Origin of the sequence: Thioalbus denitrificans (assembly GCF_003337735.1) — a bacterium.
Taxonomy (GTDB): Bacteria; Pseudomonadota; Gammaproteobacteria; order DSM-26407; family DSM-26407; genus Thioalbus; species Thioalbus denitrificans.
The window spans coordinates 116,588-135,352 of sequence record NZ_QPJY01000008.1 but is presented as its reverse complement, the minus strand read 5'-3'; the positions used below and the strand labels follow the sequence as shown (position 1 = coordinate 135,352).

The 18,765-nt window shown below is 68.1% G+C and carries 16 protein-coding genes; 7 read left to right on the top strand and 9 right to left on the bottom strand.

The window, feature by feature from the left end:
* Positions 1-1,191, bottom strand: a complete 1,191-nt coding sequence (locus DFQ59_RS14940; RefSeq protein ID WP_114280519.1) for an amino acid ABC transporter permease — start codon at positions 1,189-1,191, stop codon at positions 1-3.
* 88 nt (positions 1,192-1,279) lie between these two features.
* Positions 1,280-2,302: an amino acid ABC transporter substrate-binding protein gene (locus tag DFQ59_RS14935; protein WP_114280518.1), complete on the bottom strand. Its 1,023-nt coding sequence runs from the start codon at positions 2,300-2,302 to the stop codon at positions 1,280-1,282.
* Positions 2,303-2,731: 429 nt separating this feature from the next.
* Between DFQ59_RS14935 and DFQ59_RS14930 the strand changes: the two genes are divergently transcribed.
* Entirely contained in the window at positions 2,732-3,166 is a 435-nt protein-coding gene (locus DFQ59_RS14930; protein WP_114280517.1) for a hypothetical protein, read from the top strand.
* Positions 3,167-3,202: 36 nt separating this feature from the next.
* On the opposite strand, the gene DFQ59_RS14925 is transcribed toward DFQ59_RS14930, so the two are convergent.
* On the bottom strand, positions 3,203-4,615 hold the full coding sequence (locus DFQ59_RS14925) for an FAD-binding oxidoreductase (RefSeq protein ID WP_245937289.1): 1,413 nt from the start codon (positions 4,613-4,615) through the stop codon (positions 3,203-3,205).
* Between the two features lie 383 nt (positions 4,616-4,998).
* On the opposite strand from DFQ59_RS14925, the gene DFQ59_RS14920 reads away from it, so the two are divergent.
* Positions 4,999-5,922, top strand: coding sequence for an ABC transporter ATP-binding protein (locus DFQ59_RS14920; RefSeq protein WP_114280516.1), 924 nt, complete (start codon positions 4,999-5,001; stop codon positions 5,920-5,922).
* Positions 5,923-5,972: 50 nt separating this feature from the next.
* A complete protein-coding gene (locus DFQ59_RS14915) occupies positions 5,973-6,746 on the top strand; it encodes an ABC transporter permease (protein WP_114280515.1) in 774 nt (257 codons plus the stop codon).
* 318 nt (positions 6,747-7,064) lie between these two features.
* Here the strand turns inward: DFQ59_RS14915 and DFQ59_RS14910 are convergent, their stop codons facing one another.
* Positions 7,065-7,391 (bottom strand): hypothetical protein, encoded by a 327-nt coding sequence (locus DFQ59_RS14910; protein ID WP_114280514.1) that lies wholly within the window; start codon positions 7,389-7,391, stop codon positions 7,065-7,067.
* A 12-nt stretch (positions 7,392-7,403) separates the two neighbouring features.
* Positions 7,404-8,753, bottom strand: coding sequence for a tetratricopeptide repeat protein (locus tag DFQ59_RS14905; RefSeq protein WP_114280513.1), 1,350 nt, complete (start codon positions 8,751-8,753; stop codon positions 7,404-7,406).
* A gap of 461 nt (positions 8,754-9,214) precedes the next feature.
* On the opposite strand from DFQ59_RS14905, the gene DFQ59_RS14900 reads away from it, so the two are divergent.
* Complete coding sequence (locus DFQ59_RS14900; RefSeq protein WP_147275263.1) at positions 9,215-9,628, top strand: hypothetical protein; 414 nt, start codon at positions 9,215-9,217, stop codon at positions 9,626-9,628.
* 185 nt (positions 9,629-9,813) lie between these two features.
* On the opposite strand, the gene DFQ59_RS14895 is transcribed toward DFQ59_RS14900, so the two are convergent.
* Positions 9,814-11,217 carry a class II fumarate hydratase gene (locus DFQ59_RS14895; protein WP_114280511.1) on the bottom strand — a complete coding sequence of 468 codons (1,404 nt, stop codon included), beginning with the start codon at positions 11,215-11,217 and terminating at the stop codon, positions 9,814-9,816.
* A gap of 443 nt (positions 11,218-11,660) precedes the next feature.
* Between DFQ59_RS14895 and DFQ59_RS14890 the strand changes: the two genes are divergently transcribed.
* The 3 genes from DFQ59_RS14890 to DFQ59_RS14880 all read left to right on the top strand — a co-directional run bounded on the left by DFQ59_RS14890 (position 11,661) and on the right by DFQ59_RS14880 (position 15,235).
* Positions 11,661-12,728, top strand: a complete 1,068-nt coding sequence (locus tag DFQ59_RS14890) for a LysM peptidoglycan-binding domain-containing protein (RefSeq protein ID WP_114280510.1) — start codon at positions 11,661-11,663, stop codon at positions 12,726-12,728.
* A 415-nt stretch (positions 12,729-13,143) separates the two neighbouring features.
* Positions 13,144-13,623 carry a CBS domain-containing protein gene (locus tag DFQ59_RS14885; protein ID WP_114280509.1) on the top strand — a complete coding sequence of 160 codons (480 nt, stop codon included), beginning with the start codon at positions 13,144-13,146 and terminating at the stop codon, positions 13,621-13,623.
* Between the two features lie 268 nt (positions 13,624-13,891).
* Positions 13,892-15,235 (top strand): ArsB/NhaD family transporter, encoded by a 1,344-nt coding sequence (locus DFQ59_RS14880; protein ID WP_211314957.1) that lies wholly within the window; start codon positions 13,892-13,894, stop codon positions 15,233-15,235.
* Between the two features lie 36 nt (positions 15,236-15,271).
* On the opposite strand, the gene DFQ59_RS14875 is transcribed toward DFQ59_RS14880, so the two are convergent.
* Genes DFQ59_RS14875 through DFQ59_RS14865 form a run of 3 tightly spaced genes read right to left on the bottom strand, consistent with a single transcriptional unit; the run spans position 15,272 to position 18,489 of the window.
* Positions 15,272-17,461, bottom strand: coding sequence for an FAD-dependent oxidoreductase (locus tag DFQ59_RS14875; RefSeq protein WP_114280508.1), 2,190 nt, complete (start codon positions 17,459-17,461; stop codon positions 15,272-15,274).
* Between the two features lie 42 nt (positions 17,462-17,503).
* Entirely contained in the window at positions 17,504-17,920 is a 417-nt protein-coding gene (locus DFQ59_RS14870) for a response regulator transcription factor (protein WP_114280507.1), read from the bottom strand.
* A gap of 35 nt (positions 17,921-17,955) precedes the next feature.
* Positions 17,956-18,489, bottom strand: a complete 534-nt coding sequence (locus DFQ59_RS14865; RefSeq protein ID WP_114280506.1) for a sigma-70 family RNA polymerase sigma factor — start codon at positions 18,487-18,489, stop codon at positions 17,956-17,958.
* Positions 18,490-18,765 lie beyond the last annotated feature (276 nt).

Here is an 18,765-nt window from a genome sequence, read left to right as displayed (position 1 = left end):
CTATCGCTCCACCAGTGTCTTGCGCTTGTTGTACCAGTTCATCAGCAGGGAGATGACCAGGCTGATGGTGAGGTAGACCCCCATGGTCATGGCGATGACCTCCACCGCCTGGCCGGTCTGGTTCAGGGTCGTGCCGGCGAACACCGAGACCAGGTCCGGGTAGCCGATGGCCGTGGCCAGCGACGAGTTCTTGGTCAGGTTCAGGTACTGGCTGGTGAGCGGCGGGATGATGACCCGCATGGCCTGGGGGATGATGACCAGGCGCAGGGTGAGTCCGGGACGCAGCCCGAGGGCATGGGCCGCTTCGGTCTGGCCCTGGCTCACGGCGAGAATGCCGGCGCGGACGATTTCGGCGATGAACGCGGCGGTATAGATGGACAGCGCCACCAGCAGGGCCGAGAGCTCGGGAATGACGGGGATCCCGCCCTGGAAGTTGAACCCGCGCAGCTCCGGCAGCTCCCAGGCCAGCGGCGCGCCCGTGGCGAGGAAGGCCAGCAGGGGCAGTCCCAGGATGAGGCCGATGGAGGTGTAGATGGTGTGGAACTGCTGCCCGGTGGCCTCCTGCCGCCGGCGGGCCCAGCGGGCGATGAACATGCTCCCCGCGATGGCCGCGACCAGGGCCGCGAACACGTACCCGAAGCCCGGCTCGAACAGGGGGCGCGGCAGGTAGAGCCCGCGCAGGTTCAGGAATACCGCGCCACCGAGATCATAGCTCTGGCGCGGCGAAGGCAGGGCCCGCAGCACCGCGAAGTACCAGAAGAAGATCTGCAGCAGCAGGGGAATGTTGCGGAACAGCTCGACGTAGGCGGCCGCCAGCTTGGCGATGAGCCAGTTGCTGGAGAGCCGGGCGATGCCGATGACGAATCCCAGCAGGGTGGCCAGGGCGATGCCGAGCCCCGACACCAGCAGGGTGTTGAGCAGGCCGACGATGAAGGTACGGCCGTAGGTGGAGGTTTCGCTGTACTCCACCAGGGTCTGGATGATGCCGAAGCTGGCCTGGGAATCGAGGAATCCGAAGCCGGTGGTGATGCCACGCTTTTGCAGGTTGGTCAGGGTGTTGTCGAACAGGTAGTAGCCGAAGGCCGACACCGCGACCACGATAACGATCTGGAACACCAGCGCGCGGATGCGCGGATCGTTCCAGACCGGGGGTTTCGACGGAAGGTCGTCCTCGCGCGGGTCTGCCGCCATGGGTCAGGCTCCTGCGATTGCCGGAAAGGGGGAAGGGCGGCACACCCGGCAAGGGGTGCGCCGCCGCTTCAGCTGCATGTCGACGAGGTCAGCGGATGGGCGGCGCGTACTGCAGGCCGCCGTTCGTCCACAGGGCGTTCAGGCCGCGCTCGATGCCCAGCGGCGAGCCCTTGCCCACGTTGCGCTCGAACATCTCGCCGTAGTTGCCCACCTGCTTGACGATGTTGTAGGCCCAGTCGTTGGTCAGACCCATGCCCACGCCGATGTCGCCCTCGGTGCCGAGCAGGCGCTTGACGTTGGGATCGGTGCCGGTCCTCATCCCGTCCACGTTGGCGGAGGTGATGCCCAGCTCCTCGGCGTTGACCAGGGCGAACAGGGTCCACTTCACCACGTTGAACCACTGGTCGTCGCCCTGGCGGACCACCGGGCCGAGGGGCTCCTTGGAGATGACCTCGGGCAGCACCATGGCGCTGTTGGGGTCGGCCAGCTTGATGCGCAGGGCGTAGAGCTGGGACTGGTCGGAGGTGAGCACGTCGCAGCGGCCCGCCTCGAAGCCCTTGATGGTCTGGTCGGAGGTGTCGAACACCACCGGCTGGAACTCCATCTTCTTGGCGCGGAAATAGTCGGACAGGTTCAGCTCGGTGGTGGTGCCGGACTGGATGCAGACCGAGGCGCCGTTGAGCTCCAGCGCGCTCTTCACGCCGAGGTTCTTGCTCACCAGGAAGCCCTGGCCGTCATAGTAGTTGACGCCGGTGAAGTTGATGCCCAGCGAGGTGTCGCGGGTGGCGGTCCAGGTGGTGTTGCGGGAGAGCATGTCGATCTCGCCGGACTGCAGGGCGGTGAGTCGCTCCTTGGCGGTCAGCGGGGTGTACTTCACGGCATTGGCGTCGCCGAGCACGGCGGCGGCCACGGCGCGGCAGACATCCACGTCGATGCCGGTCCAGTTGCCCTTGTCATCGGCGGAGGAGAAGCCGGGGATGCCGGTGCTGACCCCGCACTGCACGTGACCTTTCTGCTTGACGGAATCCAGGGTGGCGCCGGCCTGGGCGGTGGTGCCTGCGGCCAGCAGGGCGAGAGCCGTACCAGCGGCAAGAAAACGCAGCTTGCTCATGTGTTTGAATCTCCGATCTGGACTGAATGAATGGTCGACCGTCAAGGTCGCGTGGAATCCCGATCCCACGGCGACGTTGCGGCAGGCCTGCTCATGCATCCGAACAGCAATTGTTATATATGGAAGTGGCCGATTGCGCGGCCGTTGTGCTGCTGGGCACTAAACTATTACGCGTTTGCCACGCACTGCAAGCAAATCGTAATGAAAGGCGGGCAAGACAATGGACGCGCGGAGGCGATTGTTCACAATGGTTCACAATGCAGCCGTGGCTTGCACCGGAATGGCTCACGGCCTGTGCGCCGCGGGACCCCCATGCTCCCGAATCGAGCAGGGCCGGGCAATCGGGTAATATGCCGTCCTCCATGCCGCTCCGTGCAGGCATGACGGCGCACGGTCCCGATTCAGGAAACACCAGGAGAGTTGAAGCCGATGCAGCATACGTTCTTGTTCGAGGAAGCGGTCTGGAGCGCCGAGGGCAACTACCACAGCGGCAGCGGCGCCGAGGTGGCGCTGGAGGGCGAGAGTCGCGTCGAGCATGAACCGGGGCTGTGGATCGTGAACACGGTCATGCAGGTGCGCGATCAGCCCTCCCAGTCCGTGTCCAGCCGCTACGAGATCGTGCCCATGCGCCCCGGCGGCAGCTCCACCCGCTGGCGCATGGAAAATCCCACCGTCGGCCGCGTGGAGGGAAAGTACGTGGTGGTGGAGGACACCCTCCTGTCCCTGTACCGCTCACCGGACGGGCGCCACAGCGGCACCGAGTGCCTGGTGCGGCTGGACGAGCGGCGCTATCTCAACCGCGGCACCCTGCTGCGGGCCGGCCAACTGGTCTCGTCCTGGGCAGTGGAGCTGATCCGCCGCTGAGGGCGGGGACGGCATCCCGGTTCGGCGGCGGCCGTCTCACTCCGGCAGCACCTTGCCCGGATTCATGATTCCGCGCGGGTCGATGGCCCGTTTCACCCGCTGCATCAGGTCCAGTTCCACCGGGCTCTTGTAGCGGGCCATCTCGCCCACCTTGAGCCGGCCCACCCCGTGCTCGGCGCTGAACGCCCCCCCCAGGGCGGCGACGATGTCGTGCACTTCGTGGTTGAGCCGCTCCCACAGGGCCAGGAACTCCTCCCGGTCCATGGACACCGGCTGGGAGAGGTTGTAGTGGATGTTGCCGTCACCCACGTGGCCGAAGGCGCAGGGGCGGATGCCGGGCACCAGTTCCGTTACCCGCGCGTCGGCCCGGCGGATGAGCTCCGGCACCCGCGACACCGGCACCGACACGTCGTGCTTGATGGACCCCCCCTCCAGGGGCTGGGCTTCCACCACCCCCTCGCGCAGGCGGCGGAAATCCTGCGCCTGCCCCTCGCTGGCGGCCAGGGCGGCGTCGGCCGCCAGCCCCCGTTCCCAGGCGCTCTCCAGCAGCCGCTGGAGACGGGCGGACATGCCGGCGTCCGGCTCGGTGCCGGCCAGCACCAGCAGCACGTACCACTCGTGGGCGGTGTCGAAGGGGTCGCGGCAGCCGGGCACGTGGCGGACGGCGAACTCCAGCGCCCGGCGGGACATCAACTCGAAGGTGGTCACCGCGTCACCGCTCATGCCCCGCGCCAGCGCCAGCAGCTCCAGCGCGGCGTCGAGATCGCGCAGGGCGACGAAGGCGGTCTGGATGTCCGCCGGCTCGGGGTAGAGTTTCATCACCGCCGCGGTGATCACCCCCAGGGTGCCTTCCGCGCCGATGAAGAGATCCCGCAGGTCGTAGCCGGTGTTGTTCTTACGCAGGGCGTTGAGGCCGTTCCACACCCGTCCGTCCGGCAGCACCACCTCCAGCCCCAGGGTGAGCTCGCGGGCGTTGCCGTAGCGCAGCACGTTGGTGCCGCCGGCATTGGTGGCCAGGCAGCCCCCCAGTTGGCAGCTCCCCTCCGCGCCGAGGCTCAGGGGGAAGAAGCGACCGGCCCCGCGCGCGGCCGCCTGCACGTCGGCGAGGATGCAGCCGGCATCGGCGGTCAGGGTGTAGTCGAGGGGATCGACGGTGCGGATACGGTTGAGTCGCTTCAGGTTGAGCAGGATCTCCCGGCCGTCGGGAGCCGGGGCGGCGCCGCCGCAACGGCCCGTGTTGCCGCCCTGGGGCACCACCCCGACCCGCTGCTCATGGCACAGCGCGAGTACCGCGGCCACCTCCCCGGTGGAGGCGGGCAGCACCACGGCGCGCGCCCGGCCGTGGTAGAGTCCCCGGCTCTCCTCGAGGTAGGGGGCCATGTCCGTCTCGGCGGTCACCAGCCCCCGGGGGCCCAGCGCCGCGGCGATGTTCTGCAGAATCTCGTTCACCGTCGTCCGTCCGGCAGCCAATGCACGCTGCTATTCTAGTGTACTGCGCCTTGTCCTGGCGTTTTCGGGGGACTCTGAATATACCTCCTGGCGTGCCGCGCTACACTAACGGGCATTTCCAGGTAATCGAACGCGGATTGCATCGGGTCCGTAATCACCGGGGACAGGGCCGTGCCGGGAGCGGGGGGAGGTCCGGAAGTCCCGCCGCGCCGCGCCTGGTGCAGGATGTGCCTGCCGGCCCGCCCCGGCGGGAACCGGCCCCACCCGGGTCCGATCCCGTGAATCCGCCGCCCGGACGGCAGCGAGCCCACAGGCTTCCTGGGGTTGAACTCGGCCCTTCTCTATCGCACCCTTGCACGTTTTTCGGAGTGTCACGGTATCCCATGCAGGCTCTCGTTCTGGACAACCTGACCAAGACCTACCCCAACGGCTTCACCGCCCTGCACGGCATCAGCCTGGCGGTGGAGGAGGGGGATTTCTTCGCCCTGCTCGGACCCAACGGCGCCGGCAAGTCCACGGCCATCGGCATCGTCACCTCCCTGGTGAACAAGTCCGGGGGCACGGTGAGCGTGTTCGGCCACGACCTGGACCGCGACCTCAACGCGGTGAAGAGCTGCATCGGGCTGGTGCCGCAGGAGTTCAACTTCAACGTCTTCGAACCGGTGGTGGAGATCGTGGTCAACCAGGCCGGCTATTACGGCATCGATCGGGAGACCGCCTTCGAGCGGGCCGAGGAGTATCTCAAGCGCCTGGGGCTGTGGGAGAAGCGCCGGGAGATGGCGCGCAACCTCTCGGGCGGCATGAAGCGCCGGCTGATGATCGCCCGGGCGCTGGTGCACCGTCCGCGGCTGCTGATCCTCGACGAGCCCACCGCCGGGGTGGACATCGAGATCCGCCGATCCATGTGGGCGTTCCTGCGCGACATCAACCGCCAGGGCACCACCATCATCCTGACCACCCACTACCTGGAGGAGGCCGAGAGCCTGTGCCGGAACGTGGCCATCATCGACCACGGGCGCATCATCGAGAACACCTCGGTGAAGTCCCTGCTGGCCACCCTGCAGATGGAGACCTTCGTGCTGGATCTCGCCAACCCGCTGCACGAGACGCCCGATCTGCCCTGCTACGCCAGCCGGCTGGCGGACCCCTATACCCTGGAAGTGGACGTGGACAAGCACCAGGGGCTCAGCGCGCTGTTCGTGGCGCTGGATCGCCTGGGCATCCACGTCGCCTCCATGCGCAACAAGACCAACCGCCTGGAGGCCCTGTTCATGGGCCTGCTCGAGAACAGCGCCGCCCAGCGATGAGCGCCTTCGCTCCCGAGCGGGGACACAATCACACGCCTGAGTAGACCCCTATGGATCTCCGTCAGCAGTACCACGCCTTCAAGACCATCGTTCTCAAGGAGTTCCTGCGCTTCATCCGCATCTGGCCGCAGACCGTCGTGCCGCCGGCGGTGACCATGGGGCTCTACTTCATCATCTTCGGCAACCTCATCGGCCGCCGCATCGGCGAGATGGGCGGGCAGCCCTATATCGACTTCATCGTGCCCGGGCTGATCCTGATGTCGGTGATCAACAACGCCTACTCGAACGTGGTCTCCTCCTTCTTCAGCTCCAAGTTCCACCGCCACATCGAGGAGATGGTCGTCTCGCCGACCCCCAACTACGTCATCCTCACCGGTTTCATCGCCGGCGGGGTGGCCCGCGGCCTGGTGGTGGGCGTGGTGGTCACCGGCGTGTCGATGTTCTTCACCGAGCTGCGGATCCACCATTTCGGGGTCATGCTGGTGGTCGTGCTGCTCACCGCCACGCTGTTCGCCCTCGGCGGGTTCATCAACGGCATCTACGCCCGCACCTTCGACGCCATCTCCATCGTCCCCACCTTCATCCTGACCCCGCTCACCTATCTCGGCGGCGTCTTCTACTCCATCGACATGCTGCCCGGGTTCTGGCAGCAGGCCTCGCTGGCCAATCCCATCCTCTACATGATCAACGCCTTCCGCTACGGACTGGTGGGCGTCTCCGACATCCCCATCGGCACCGCGCTCGGCATCATCATCGCCTTCGTCGTGGTGCTCTATCTCTTCGCCCTGCGCCTGCTCAACCGCGGCGTGGGCATCCGGCACTGACGGGAAAGAACCGGAATCGACAGGATTCACAGGATTAACAGGATTGAAGGGCAAAAAAGGACAAGAGGATATTCATCCGCAGATTGCACAGGTTACGCAGATTGGTTGGTTCAGACCGTTGTATGGCTGCGCGGGTGTGGTGGCACAGGGCGTGCCGCTTGCCAGCAGCATGAAACAGTCTTAATCCTGTTCATCCCGTAAATCCTGTCTATTCATCCTTTTCCTTCTCTCTCCGTCTAGCGGTCATCCAGGCAGCGACGACGAGGACGGGGCGCCGTTCCGCGTAGGCGCGCCCGCCCCCGGGCCGCTTTGGAAGCGTCAGCAGAAATCCGGGACCGTTCCGGGAGTCCCCGCCGGGCCCGGGATCACCGGGCAGTGCCTGCGCTCGGTCGCCGGCGGCGTGCCGCGGGGGCCGGGCCAGTTGGGGGAAACCCTGGCGCGCATGCGGATCAGGAGCGGCGATTCGAAGGCACCGGTCTCGCGGTCGATGCGCTGCTGCTCGGCCGGCGCCGCTGTCTGTCCGGCATCCGGCGAGTCACCCTCCGCGGCGGTCGCGACGGAGGCCGAGGCCAGCAGGAGGCCGCAGCAGAGAACCCGGAGGAACCGGGTGGGAAGGGCGGACGGGGTGGGGCTGGCGGCGGTCATGTGGGTGATTCCCTAGAAGCTGTATCCGAGGACGAAGGTCACGATGTTCCTGTCGTAATCCAGGATCGTGTAGTTCGAATCCTCTCTTCGATGGCTGTAGGAGAGGCTGGCACTGAGCCGGTCGCTGATCGGCCGCGAGAGCGCGATCGAGCCGCCACGAATGTCGGTCTCGCGCTCGCCCTGGTTGCCCTGGAAGTCCGGATATTCGTCCCGGCCCACATAGCCGGAGAACTCCAGGGTGAATGCCTCCGGCAACGCGAGCGAGAGGCCGGCGCTGACCGTGTGGGTGCGCGAGTCATGGTTCATACCGTCCGCATCGCGATGCTTGTACCGGTAGCCCAGGGAGAGCCTGGATTCGCGGCCAAAGGTCTCGAACAGGAAGTACTGGGTGACACCCGCTTCGTGGGTCACACCGTCCCGCGAGGTCACCACGGGCTGGAAGCCCTCGTCCTCGTAGTCGTCGATGGCGGCGCGATAGAACAGGTCCGTTTTCAGGCTGCTGGTCCAGCCGATGTCGGCGGCAACGGCGAGCCGGTGCCCGATAACGAGTTCATCACCTTCGAGGTAGGTGCCGGTCAGGCCGTAGCGCAGCGACGGCACCACCGAAACCCCGCCCAGCGCGGCCGCGTGGTCGAGGGATGCCGCAGCCTCGATGAACTGGACGTCCTGGCTGTCGAAACCGTGCTGCCAATGCTGCGAGAAGTAGCCGCTGGCTTCCGCGCGCAGCACCCATTCGTCGTCGTTGACCAGGTTGTAGCCGAAGCTCAGGTACTCGAAACTGCCGAGGCTGTCGCGGTCGTCGGTGCCGTCGGGTGCCGCCCCCACGTTGTCGTCATACTGCAGGCCGAACTGCGCGTAGGCGTCCCAGGGCTTCCGCGCCGCCGGCGCGGTCCGGGAGGCCGTGTTGGCCGTGAGGGCGGCGAGAAACTCGCGGGCGCGCGCGCCGTAGTCCGTGTCGGGCGCCTCGGCGGCAACCGCGGCGAAGGCTTCTTCCGCGGCCCCGAAGCCAGCCCGGTTGTACTCGCTGACTCCGAGGAAGAAGAGGATGGCGGGATCCCCGGGCGCCACGCGCAGGGCCTCGCCGAAGGCCGCGACCGCTTCGTCGTAACGCTTCAACCGGTCGAGCGTGATGCCGATGTAGCGCAGCACCAGGGGGTCGTCGGGATAGGTGGACAACAGGTTCCGGAAACCGTCGAGCGCCGCCGTGAAATCCTGTGCCTTGAAGGCGCTGGCGGCCGGTGAGGCGAGAAAATCCTCGAGCTTGATGCGCTGCTGCGCGAAGCCAGGCGACGCGGCACCCGCCAGCATCACGAGGCCGGCGGCCACCGCCGCGACACGCCGTGTTCCAGCCGCTCCCCCCATACCGTCTCCTCCGGCTGATCCGGCGCCCGCCGCCGGATTCGGGTGCCCGGCGGGTTGACGCTGAATGCGGTTGTCCCGGTCCCCACCGTGGATCCGTACGAAGGCCGGCGTTGCATGGGGACCGGCATGAAACTCGTGCCGGATCCATGGCGTGGTCACAGGAACACTTCCCGGATGACTTTTTCCAGACTCGGTTTGATGTTAGACGAACCGGCCGATATGGAAAAGCACCGATCGCCGTCCGGCAGGGAAGGCGCAGGATTGGTCCCCGAAGGCGGGGTCGCGGTCGAACGGAAAGAGCGCCACGGCCATGTCCGGAACAGGGCCATCCGGGACTGCCCCAAATCAATGAAAATTCACCGGATCGGGGCTATAGATCACTCATTGAAAGAGAGCCTTGCAAACCGTACTCGACCTGAGAACGGGAACCACAGGAGGGGGCCATGAACACGTTCCCGAAAATGCGACCAATCCTCTGCCTGGCAGCATGCCTGATGCTCACGCTGGGTCCCCAGGTCACCCAGGCCCAGGACCCTGAAGACGACGAGCCGGTCCAGGGCCGGGACGTCGGCGCCGATGCGCTCCTCATGCAGCCGGGCGACGTCGGGCGACCCATATCGATGGAGCCGCTCGACGAGCACTCTATCGATCCGGGCGATGACGGGAAGGGTGGGCCCGCCATCGGTACGAAGGCGATAGATCCGGGCGATGACGGAAGGATGCGGCCCGGCGCCGACTTCCGCCAGCCCGCCATGCAACCCGCGGCGCCGGCCACCCGGATGGCGCCGGCGCAGCAGGCGCCCATGCAGCCAGCCTCGCCCGGATCGCTGAGGGGGTTCAATCCCCAGCCCGAACCGCCCGCGGTGGGACGCTGAGAGATCAGGCGTGACCGGTTAGTCTGACTAAGGCTGTTTGGTGAACCGGCAACTGGTATCTGGTCCGTGCGGCATCATTTTTCCCGCACGGGCCTTCGGCGGGCGTCAATGACCACCGGCACTACCCGAGCAGCCCTCGGTTGGCAGCTCCCGTCCGGGAATCCTGTTGATCCTGTAAATCCTGTCTATTCATCCTTTTCCTTTTCAACCCGCGTCCCGGTCAACGCCCCGGGATCGAGCAGGCGGGCGAGCTCGTCGCGGGGAATGTCTGTCATCTCGGCGGCCACGTCCAGGACGGGGCGTTTTTCCGCGTAGGCGCGCCTGGCGATGGCGGCGCCCTGTTCGTAGCCGAGGCGCTCGTTCAGGGCGGTGACCAGGATGGGGTTGCGGGCCAGCGCCGCCTCCAGGCGCTCCCGGTCGACGGTGAAGCCGGCGATGGCCTTCTCCGCCAGCAGGCGGGCGGCGCCGGCGAGCAGCTCGATGCTCCGCAGCAGGTTGTCGGCGATGAGCGGCAGCATGGTGTTGAGCTGGAAGTTGCCCGAGCGGCCGGCCAGGGCCACGGCGTGGTCGCGGCCCGCCACCTGGATGCAGGCCATCAGCACCGCCTCCGGGATCACGGGGTTCACCTTGCCGGGCATGATGCTGCTGCCGGGTTGCAGGGCCGGCAGCCGGATCTCCCCCAGTCCGGCCAGCGGCCCGCTGTTCATCCAGCGCAGGTCCTCGGCGATCTTGCCCAGGGTGGTGGAGGCCACCCGCAGCAGGCCGCTGAGCTCCACGGCCGTGTCCTGGCTGGAGATGGCCGCAAAGGCGTCGGCGGCGGGCTGGAAGGGCAGCCCGGTGGCGCGGGCCAGCTCCCCGGCGAATTGCCGCGCGAAGCCGGGGTGGGCGTTGAGCCCGGTGCCCACGGCCGTGCCGCCCTGGGCGATCAGCAGGAGCCGCGGCATGATGCCCTCGAACCGCGCCATGTCGGCACGCACCAGCTGGGCCCAGGCGCCAAGCTCCTGGCCCAGGGAGAGGGGCAGCGCGTCCATCAGGTGGGTGCGCCCGGTCTTCACCACCCCGGCCAGCTCCCCGGCGCGCCGCTCCACGCCCGCCGCCAGCTCCGCCAGGGCCGGCAGCAGCAGCTGCCGGAGCGCGAGGGCCGCGCCGAGGTGGATGGCGGTGGGAATGACGTCGTTGCTGCTCTGGCCCCGGTTCACCTCGTCGTTGGGGTGCACCGGGCCACCCAGGCGCCGCCCGGCGAGGCTGGCAATCACCTCGTTGGCGTTCATGTTGCTGCTGGTGCCGGATCCGGTCTGGAACACGCTCACGGGAAAGTGGTGATCGTGCTCGCCCCGCGCCACCGCCTCGGCCGCCTCCGCGATGGCCGCCGCCCGCTCCGGTTCGAGCCGGCCGAGGGCGGCGTTGGCCCGTGCCGCGGCGGCCTTGATGAGCCCCAGGGCATGGATGAAGCGGGGCGGCAGGGCCCGATCGCCGAGGGGAAAGTTCTCCACGGCGCGCTGGGTCTGCGCGCCGTAGAGGGCCTCTTCCGGCACCCGGACCTCGCCGAGGCTGTCCCGCTCTATCCGATAGCGTTCCCGTTCCCGCATCTGTGTCCCCCCTGGCGGCAGGCTCCCGGTTTTTCCTCCCTGAGTATAGAAAGGCGGGGGGCCGCGCCGGCGGGGCGGAGGGCAAGGGGGGGGGCATTGCAGACGTTGATCCACATCAATTGTTGTTGGGCTGGAAAAGGGATTAAATGTGAACTCCGTCACATATTTTGACATTTGACGCGCCAGGTCCCGGCATTTGGCAGGCTGGGGGCTTCCGGAAATTCGGCGCGGATGCAACGGCGGATGTCCAGTCCGGAATGTGCGCAGCGGGCGAGGTGTACCAGGGGGCTGCGTGAGCAGGCCCGCAGCGCCGTACCGGGGGGCGTCCACTGTCCTCGGGCCGGGTGTGCGCGCGGGCGAGGCAATCCAGACCGAAGAACCGGAAGCCCCCACATCGGCCGCCGAACCGCCCTGACCGGCGCCCCAACCAGGGAACCCGGATCATGCGTCTTCGAAATCCAGTCATCGTCACCACGTTCGTTCTCTCGCTGAGCGCCTGCGCGGTCCTCCAGCCCGCGGCCGACAAGACCGCGCAGGCCCCCGCGGAAGCCACCCAGGCGACCGCGGCCGACACCTCGGGCCTGGATGCCTCCCAGCATCTCGACCGCGCCCTGAAGCAGCTCCAGGCCGGCCAGTACGAGGCTGCGCGTCCCGATCTCGAGGCCGTTCTGGCGCTGGAGCCCGGCCACTGGGGGGCGGCCAGCCTGCTGGCGCAGCTGGATGCCGATCCCGAGCAGGACCTGGGCAGCGAGCACTTCAGCTACACGATTCAGCCGGGCGACTCGCTGTCCCGGCTCGCCAGGCGGCATCTCGGCGACCGCTACAAGTTCGTCATCCTGGCCCGCTACAACCAGCTCGACAATCCGGGGCGGCTCATGGCCGGGCAGACGCTCCGCATCCCCGGCAAGGCGCCGGCCGCGCCGGCGGCTGCGAAGAAGGCGGCGGCACCGGCGGCGGTGACGGCTCCGAAAGCGGCCGCAGCCGCTACGCCGGGCAAGGGTTGCGCGGCCGGGATTCCGGAACTCGAGCAGCGCATGGCGCAGTCACCGACCGCCTCCGACCGCGAGCGGCTGGTGGGCTGCTACAGCGAACAGGCCGATGCCCTGGCCGCCTCCGGTGACGTCCAGGGCGCCCAGGCGCTGCTGCAGAAGGCGCTGGTCCTGGATCGGACCAATGCCGAGGTGGCGCAGCGCTACATGGCGCTGAGCGGCGCGGCGCGGGCCGGGCAGCTCTACCAGCAGGGCCTGGCCCAGCTGCAGGACGGCAAGCTCGATGATGCCGCCGCCACCTTCGAGCAGGTGCTCGCCCAGCAGCCGGACCATGCCGCCGCCAGGACCCAGCTGGCCAACGTCAACGCTCAGCTCGCCGATCGCTACCACCGGATGGCCCTGTCCCTGTACGAGCGGGAGCTGATGGACAGCGCCCTGACCCTGTGGAACAAGACGCTGGAGCTCAAGCCGGACCACAAGGAGGCCCTGGCCTACGTGGACAAGGTCAAGGCCCGGCAGTAGGCCCGCCCGGGAAGCGGCGGGCCGGGGGCCCGCCGCTTCCCCAACCCGGGCCGTGGGTTGACACCGATCGGGTCCCGCTCCCGGGATGAAAGATGCCGGTTGCCCTCTCCCGCGGTCCCGACACTCCACGCCAGGCCGCCCAATCCCCGGTCATCAGCCCGCGCCGGCTTCTGCGGCCACCGCCGCTGGCGGCGCAGCGCACGCGCACGATTCCGGTGGCGGCTCCGCAACGCAATTCCCCCTCCCTCCCGGCGGCACGCAGGCGGCCGCCCCGATGCATCGGCGGCTGCCTGCGCGCGGTCGTCTGTGATACACATAGGCGCGGAGGCCCGCACGCCGGGGACGGCAACGGCGGGCGCGTGAATCGGTGCACGATCGCCGGGGCGATTGCCGCCCCCTGCCCGGGAGGGGTCCCATGAATGCCCACAGCGTACCCATGACGGCCAGCGCCGTCATGAATACCCAGCCGGTGGTGCTCAAGGAAACGGATACCGTCGCGGTGGCGGCATCCCACATCATGCAGCGGCGCTACCGCAACCTGCAGGTGGTGGACGAGGATGGGCGCCACCTGGGGGCGTTCGGCATCGGCTGCCTGCTGCGCCTCTCGCTGCCCCGGGCCGTGACCCTGGAGCACGGGCTGGAGAGCGCGCCCTACGTCTCCGACACCCTGGAGCAGATGTCCGCCCGGCTGCGGGCGGTGGCCGCCGATCCGGTCAGCAAGTACATGGACACCACGGTCCGGGTGGTGCACCCGGACACGCTGCTGATGGAGACCCTGCTGATACTCTACCAGACCCGCAGCAGCCTCGCGGTGGTGGATCGCGGGAGCAGGCAGCTGCTGGGTGTGATCTCCTACTGGGAGGTATTGCGGAAGGTGGCCGGAGGGCTCTGCTAGTGTACTGCACCACTCTTGGAGGCCCATTCAGCGAGTCGCTGGCCGGTCAGATGCAAGGCGCGCTTGCGCAGGAATGGCAGGCCCCCTTTCAAGCAAGCGCAACGCCGCAGATGGCCGGCCAGCGGCTCGCCCGCAGGGAGCCCCCCGAAAGCGCCATGACGGCGTTGCAGCGCTTGACAAGGGAACAACCATTGCCTGTGCACTGCGCCTTGTCCTGGTGCTTTCGGGGGGCTCTGAACGTACCTCCAAGAGAGACGGAGTACACAAGATGACGCCCGGCAGTGACATGGCGACGACGGTCGTCTTCGGTCTCGACCCGCAGTGGTTCGCGGCGGTGGTGTTCTTCCTCACCTACGTGGTGATCATGACCGAGCGCATCAACCGGGCCATCGTGGCGCTGACCGCGGCGGGCCTGATGATCTTCGGCGGCGTCCTCACCCAGGAGGCGGCACTGCGCGGGGTGGACTTCAACACCCTCGGGCTGCTCACGGGGATGATGGTGATCGTGGCCATCACCAGCAAGTCGGGGATCTTCCAGTACCTGGCCATCTGGTCGGCGAAACGGGTGAACGGCCGCCCCTGGGGCATCCTGGTGATGCTGACCGTGGTGACCGCGATCCTGTCCGCGCTGCTGGACAACGTGACCACCGTGCTGCTCATCGCCCCGGTCACCCTGCTCATCACCGAGGAGCTGGAGGTTCCGGCCTATCCCTTCCTGTTCAGCGAGATTCTCGCCTCCAACATCGGCGGCACCGCCACCCTCATCGGCGATCCGCCGAACATCATGATCGGCTCGGCGGTGCGGCTCACCTTCAACGACTTCCTGTGGAACCTGGCGCCCGTCGTGCCCATCATCCTGGTGGCGTCGATGGTACCCATCTACCTCATCTGGGGGCGCCGGCTGCACACCTCCGAGGCGAACCGCCAGCGGGTGATGGACTTCGACGAGGGCAAGGCCATCACCGACCCGCGGCTGCTGCGCCAGGCGCTGGCGGTGCTGGCGCTGGTGATCATCGGGTTCGTGCTGTCCCACTCCATCGGCCAGGAGCCTGCGAGCATCGCCATGTTCGGGGCGGCGGTGCTGCTGCTGGTCACCAACATCGGCGTGAAGGCCGAGGAGCAGACCCACCGGGTCCACTCCGCCTTCTCCCAGGTGGAGTGGGTGACCCTGTTCTTTTTCATGGGGCTGTTCGTGGTGGTCCACGCGGTGGACTCCACCGGGCTGCTCAGGCTGCTGGCGGAGCAGGTGGTGGCGCTGACCGGGGGGGTGCCCCAGACCACCGCCATGGCGATCCTGTGGGTTTCCGCCCTGGCCTCGGCGGTGGTGGACAACATCCCCTTCGTGGCCACCATGATCCCGATCATCAAGTCCATGGCGGCGACCTTCGGCGGCCACGAGGAGCTGCTGCCGCTGTGGTGGTCCCTGGCGCTGGGCGCCTGTCTCGGCGGCAACGGCACCCTGGTGGGGGCGAGCGCGAACCTGGTGGTGGCCGGCTTCGCCGAGCGGGCGGGGCACCCCATCCGCTTCGTGCCCTTCATGCTGATGGCCTTTCCGCTGATGCTCTTCTCCATCCTCATCAGCACGGCCTACCTCTATCTGCGCTACTTCTGAGGCACTGCGGGCCGGCGGCCGCGCGGCCCCAGCGGCTCAACGCGGCCGCTGATCCGGTCCAGCCGGCCGGGGTGGCGCCTGCGCCGCGGAACCGCCGCGGCGCCAGCGGTGGTAGCGTTCCAGCCAGCGCAGGGCGCGCTCCGGGGCGTGGGCCCGCTTCCAGGCGCCGGCGGCGTACTTGTTGGCCTCCATCAGGGTCGGGTAGACGTGGATGGTGCCGAGGATTTTGCCGAGTCCCAGGTTGTGCTTCATGGCCAGCACGAACTCGGCAATCAGCTCGCCGGCATGGGCGCCGACGATGGTGGCGCCGAGAATACGGTCCGAACCGGGCTTGGTGAGCACCTTCACGAAGCCCTGCGCCTCCGAATCCACGATGGCCCGATCCAGGTCGTCCAGGTGGAAGGTGGTCACCTCCACCGGGATGCCCCGCTCGCGGGCCTCCTGCTCGTTGAGCCCCACGCGCCCCACCTCCGGGTCGGTGTAGGTGGCCCAGGGAATCACCCGGTCGTCCAGGCGGAAGCGTTTGAGTCCGCCGAACAGGGCGTTCACCGCGGCGTACCACGCCTGGTGGGCGGCGGTGTGGGTGAACTGCCAGCGCCCGGCCACGTCGCCCGCGCAGTAGAGGGTGGGCAGGCTGCTCTGCATGAAGGCGTCCGGGCGCAGGGCGCCGTTCGGCGCCAACTCCACTCCCAGGGCCTCCAGCCCCAGCCCGGCGGTGTTGGGCGTGCGCCCCAGGGCGACCAGCAGGCGGTCGAAGGGAACCTCCACCTCGGCCTCGCCCCGGCGGCAGAGGAGCACTTTCCGCACCGCGTCCACCCGCTGGGCGGCGTGACCGGTGAGCACGGTGACGCCCTCGCGCTCGAAGCGTCCGGCCACCGCTGCGGCGGCGTCCGCATCCTCCTTCGGCAGCAGGCGCGGGCCGCGCTGCACCAGGGTCACGTGGCTCCCCAGCCGCGCGAAGGCCTGGGCCAGCTCGCAGCCGATGGGGCCGCCGCCCAGGACCACCAGTCGCCGGGGGCGTTCGCGCAGGTCCCAGACGGAGTCGGAGGTGAGGAAATCGGTGTCCCTCAGGCCCGGCAGGTTCGGCACGGCGGGGCGGGCGCCGGTGGCGATGATGATCCGGCGGGCGGTCAGGGGACGGCCGTCCACCTCCACGCTCCAGGGTCCGGTCAGGCGCGCATCGCCGCGGATGCACTCCACGCCCAGCGCCGTGTAGCGCTCCGCCGAGTCGTGGGGCGCCACCTGGCGTATCTTGCTCCGGACCCGCTCCATCACCTCGGCGAAGTCGAATTCCGCCCGGGTCTCGCGCAGCCCGAACTCGGGAGCGCGGCGGATCTCGTCGAGCACGCGCGCGGTGCGGATGAGGGTCTTGCTGGGCACGCAGCCGGTGTTGAGGCAGTCGCCGCCCATGCGGTGCCGTTCCACCAGCGCCACCCGGGCCTTCACCGTCGCGGCGATATAGGCGCTCACCAGGCCCGCCGAGCCGCCGCCGATGACCAGCAGGTTGTAATCGAAGCGGGACGGCCGGGGCCAGCCGGCCAGGGCGCGGCGGCGCTTGAAGGCCCCGAGCAGCCACTTGGCGATGAGCGGGAACAGGCCGAGGAGGGTGAAGGAGAGCAGCAGGCCCGGCGAGAGGATGTCGCCGGCCGACTCCACCCTGCCGAGCGCCGTGCCGGCGTTGACGTAGACGATGGTGCCCGGGAGCATCCCCAGCTGGCTGACCCAGTAGAAGGTGCGGGTGCGGATGGGGGTCAGCCCCATCACCAGGTTGATGACGAAGAAGGGAAAGACGGGCACCAGGCGCAGACCGAAGAGATAGAAGGCGCCGTCATGGCGGATCCCCTCGTTGATGGCCTTCAGCTTGTCGCCGAAGCGCGACTGGACCGCGTCGTGCAGCAGGAAGCGCGCCACGATGAAGGCGAGTGTCGCGCCGATGGTGCTGGCGATGGAGACCACCACCAGGGCGGTCCAGAAGCCGAGCAGGGCGGCGCCGGCGAGGGTCATCACCGCCGCGCCGGGAAGGGAGAGCGCCGTGACCAGGATGTAGATGCCGGCGAACAGGGCCACGCTGGCCGCCGGGTGCCGGGAGCGGAACGCCTCGAACGCCTCCTGCTGCTGCTTGAGGTAGTCCAGGCTCAGGTAGTGCTGGAGATCCAGGATCAGGAAGGCGGCAATGAGCGCCGCGACCACCAGCAGGACCAGGGCTCTGGACAGATTCTTGGGCATGTGTCGCTCCAACGGGCCGTGCGGTTAGTTATACCGCAACCTTCATCCGGAAGCCCGGCCCGCCGGGCTGGTCCGGCCGGGGTTGTCCGGCGTGTAGCGGCCATCCAGGATGCGGGTCATCAACGCGGCGAGTTGCGCGGTCCACACCGGCTTGCGCAGGACTCCCCGCACGCCGGCGTCCATGGTCTCCACGGCCGGCTCCACACTGCGGTCGCCGGTCATCAGCACACCCTCGAGCCCGGGCTGCAGCCCGCGCAGGCGCCGGAACAGGTCCAGACCGTTGCCGTCGGGCAGATGGTAGTCGAACAGCACCAGGCGATAGGGTCCGCGCTGCATGGCCGCCAGTGCCTCGCGGCAGTCGTGGGCGATGCGGACGATCCATCCCTGGGCCTCCAGCTGCCAGCCGAGCATCACGCCCAGGGCGGGGTTGTCTTCGACGATGAGGAGATTGCGGGTCATGGGAGTGCGCCTCCGGGGGATGTCGTCGCCGGTGCTCAGGCTTCACCGAGCAGTTCGAGCAGCTTGCGCCGGGCCCGGTGCAGGCGGGTGGTCACGGCCGCCTCGCTCAATTCCATCCGCGTGGCGATCTCGGCATAGCTCAAACCCTCCAGAACCTGCATCAGCAGCGGCTCCCGGTACTCCGGCGCCAGACGGGCGAGGGCATTGCGCAGCACCAGCGCCTCGATGCGGGTATCGCAATCGACGCTGGGAGCGGAGGCCTGGATGTCCGGGTCGGAGATTTCCAGGCAGGGCCGCTCGAAGCGGCGCGCGTTTTCGCGGCGCAGGATGGTGAGCAGCCAGGGACGGGCGGAGTCGATGTCGCGCAGGTTGTCCAGGGCGCGCCAGGCGCGCAGGAGGGTATCCTGCACCAGGTCCTGGGCGGTGTCGGGGCAGTGGCAGAGCCACAGGGCGTAGCGATGCAGGTCGCGGGCGTGGGCCTGGACCAGCGCCTCGAACAGGCACTGCCGGTTTTGCGTCAGCGGACCGGTACGGCTCCAGTCGGGCAGGTTCAGGGCGGCTGCGGTCATGGTTGGCTCCTTGGTTCTCCAGCGGGTCTGGATTGAGACCTGCAATGCCTATGCCATGACATAACATATTGAAATACAATATAAAAAATGCCCTGTTTCGGAGCTTCGGAAACGCTTCGTTAAACCCGAGCCCGGTTATGGTTTAACGAAGCGTTAAACATTTCGTGTCCTGTCATTGCTACACTGGGCACCGGTCACCACCCCCTGTCCCCGCGCCGGTTCCGCGGAACGTAGCCGGACCGGGTACCCGCGGGATGGGCGCGGATACGGGGAGAC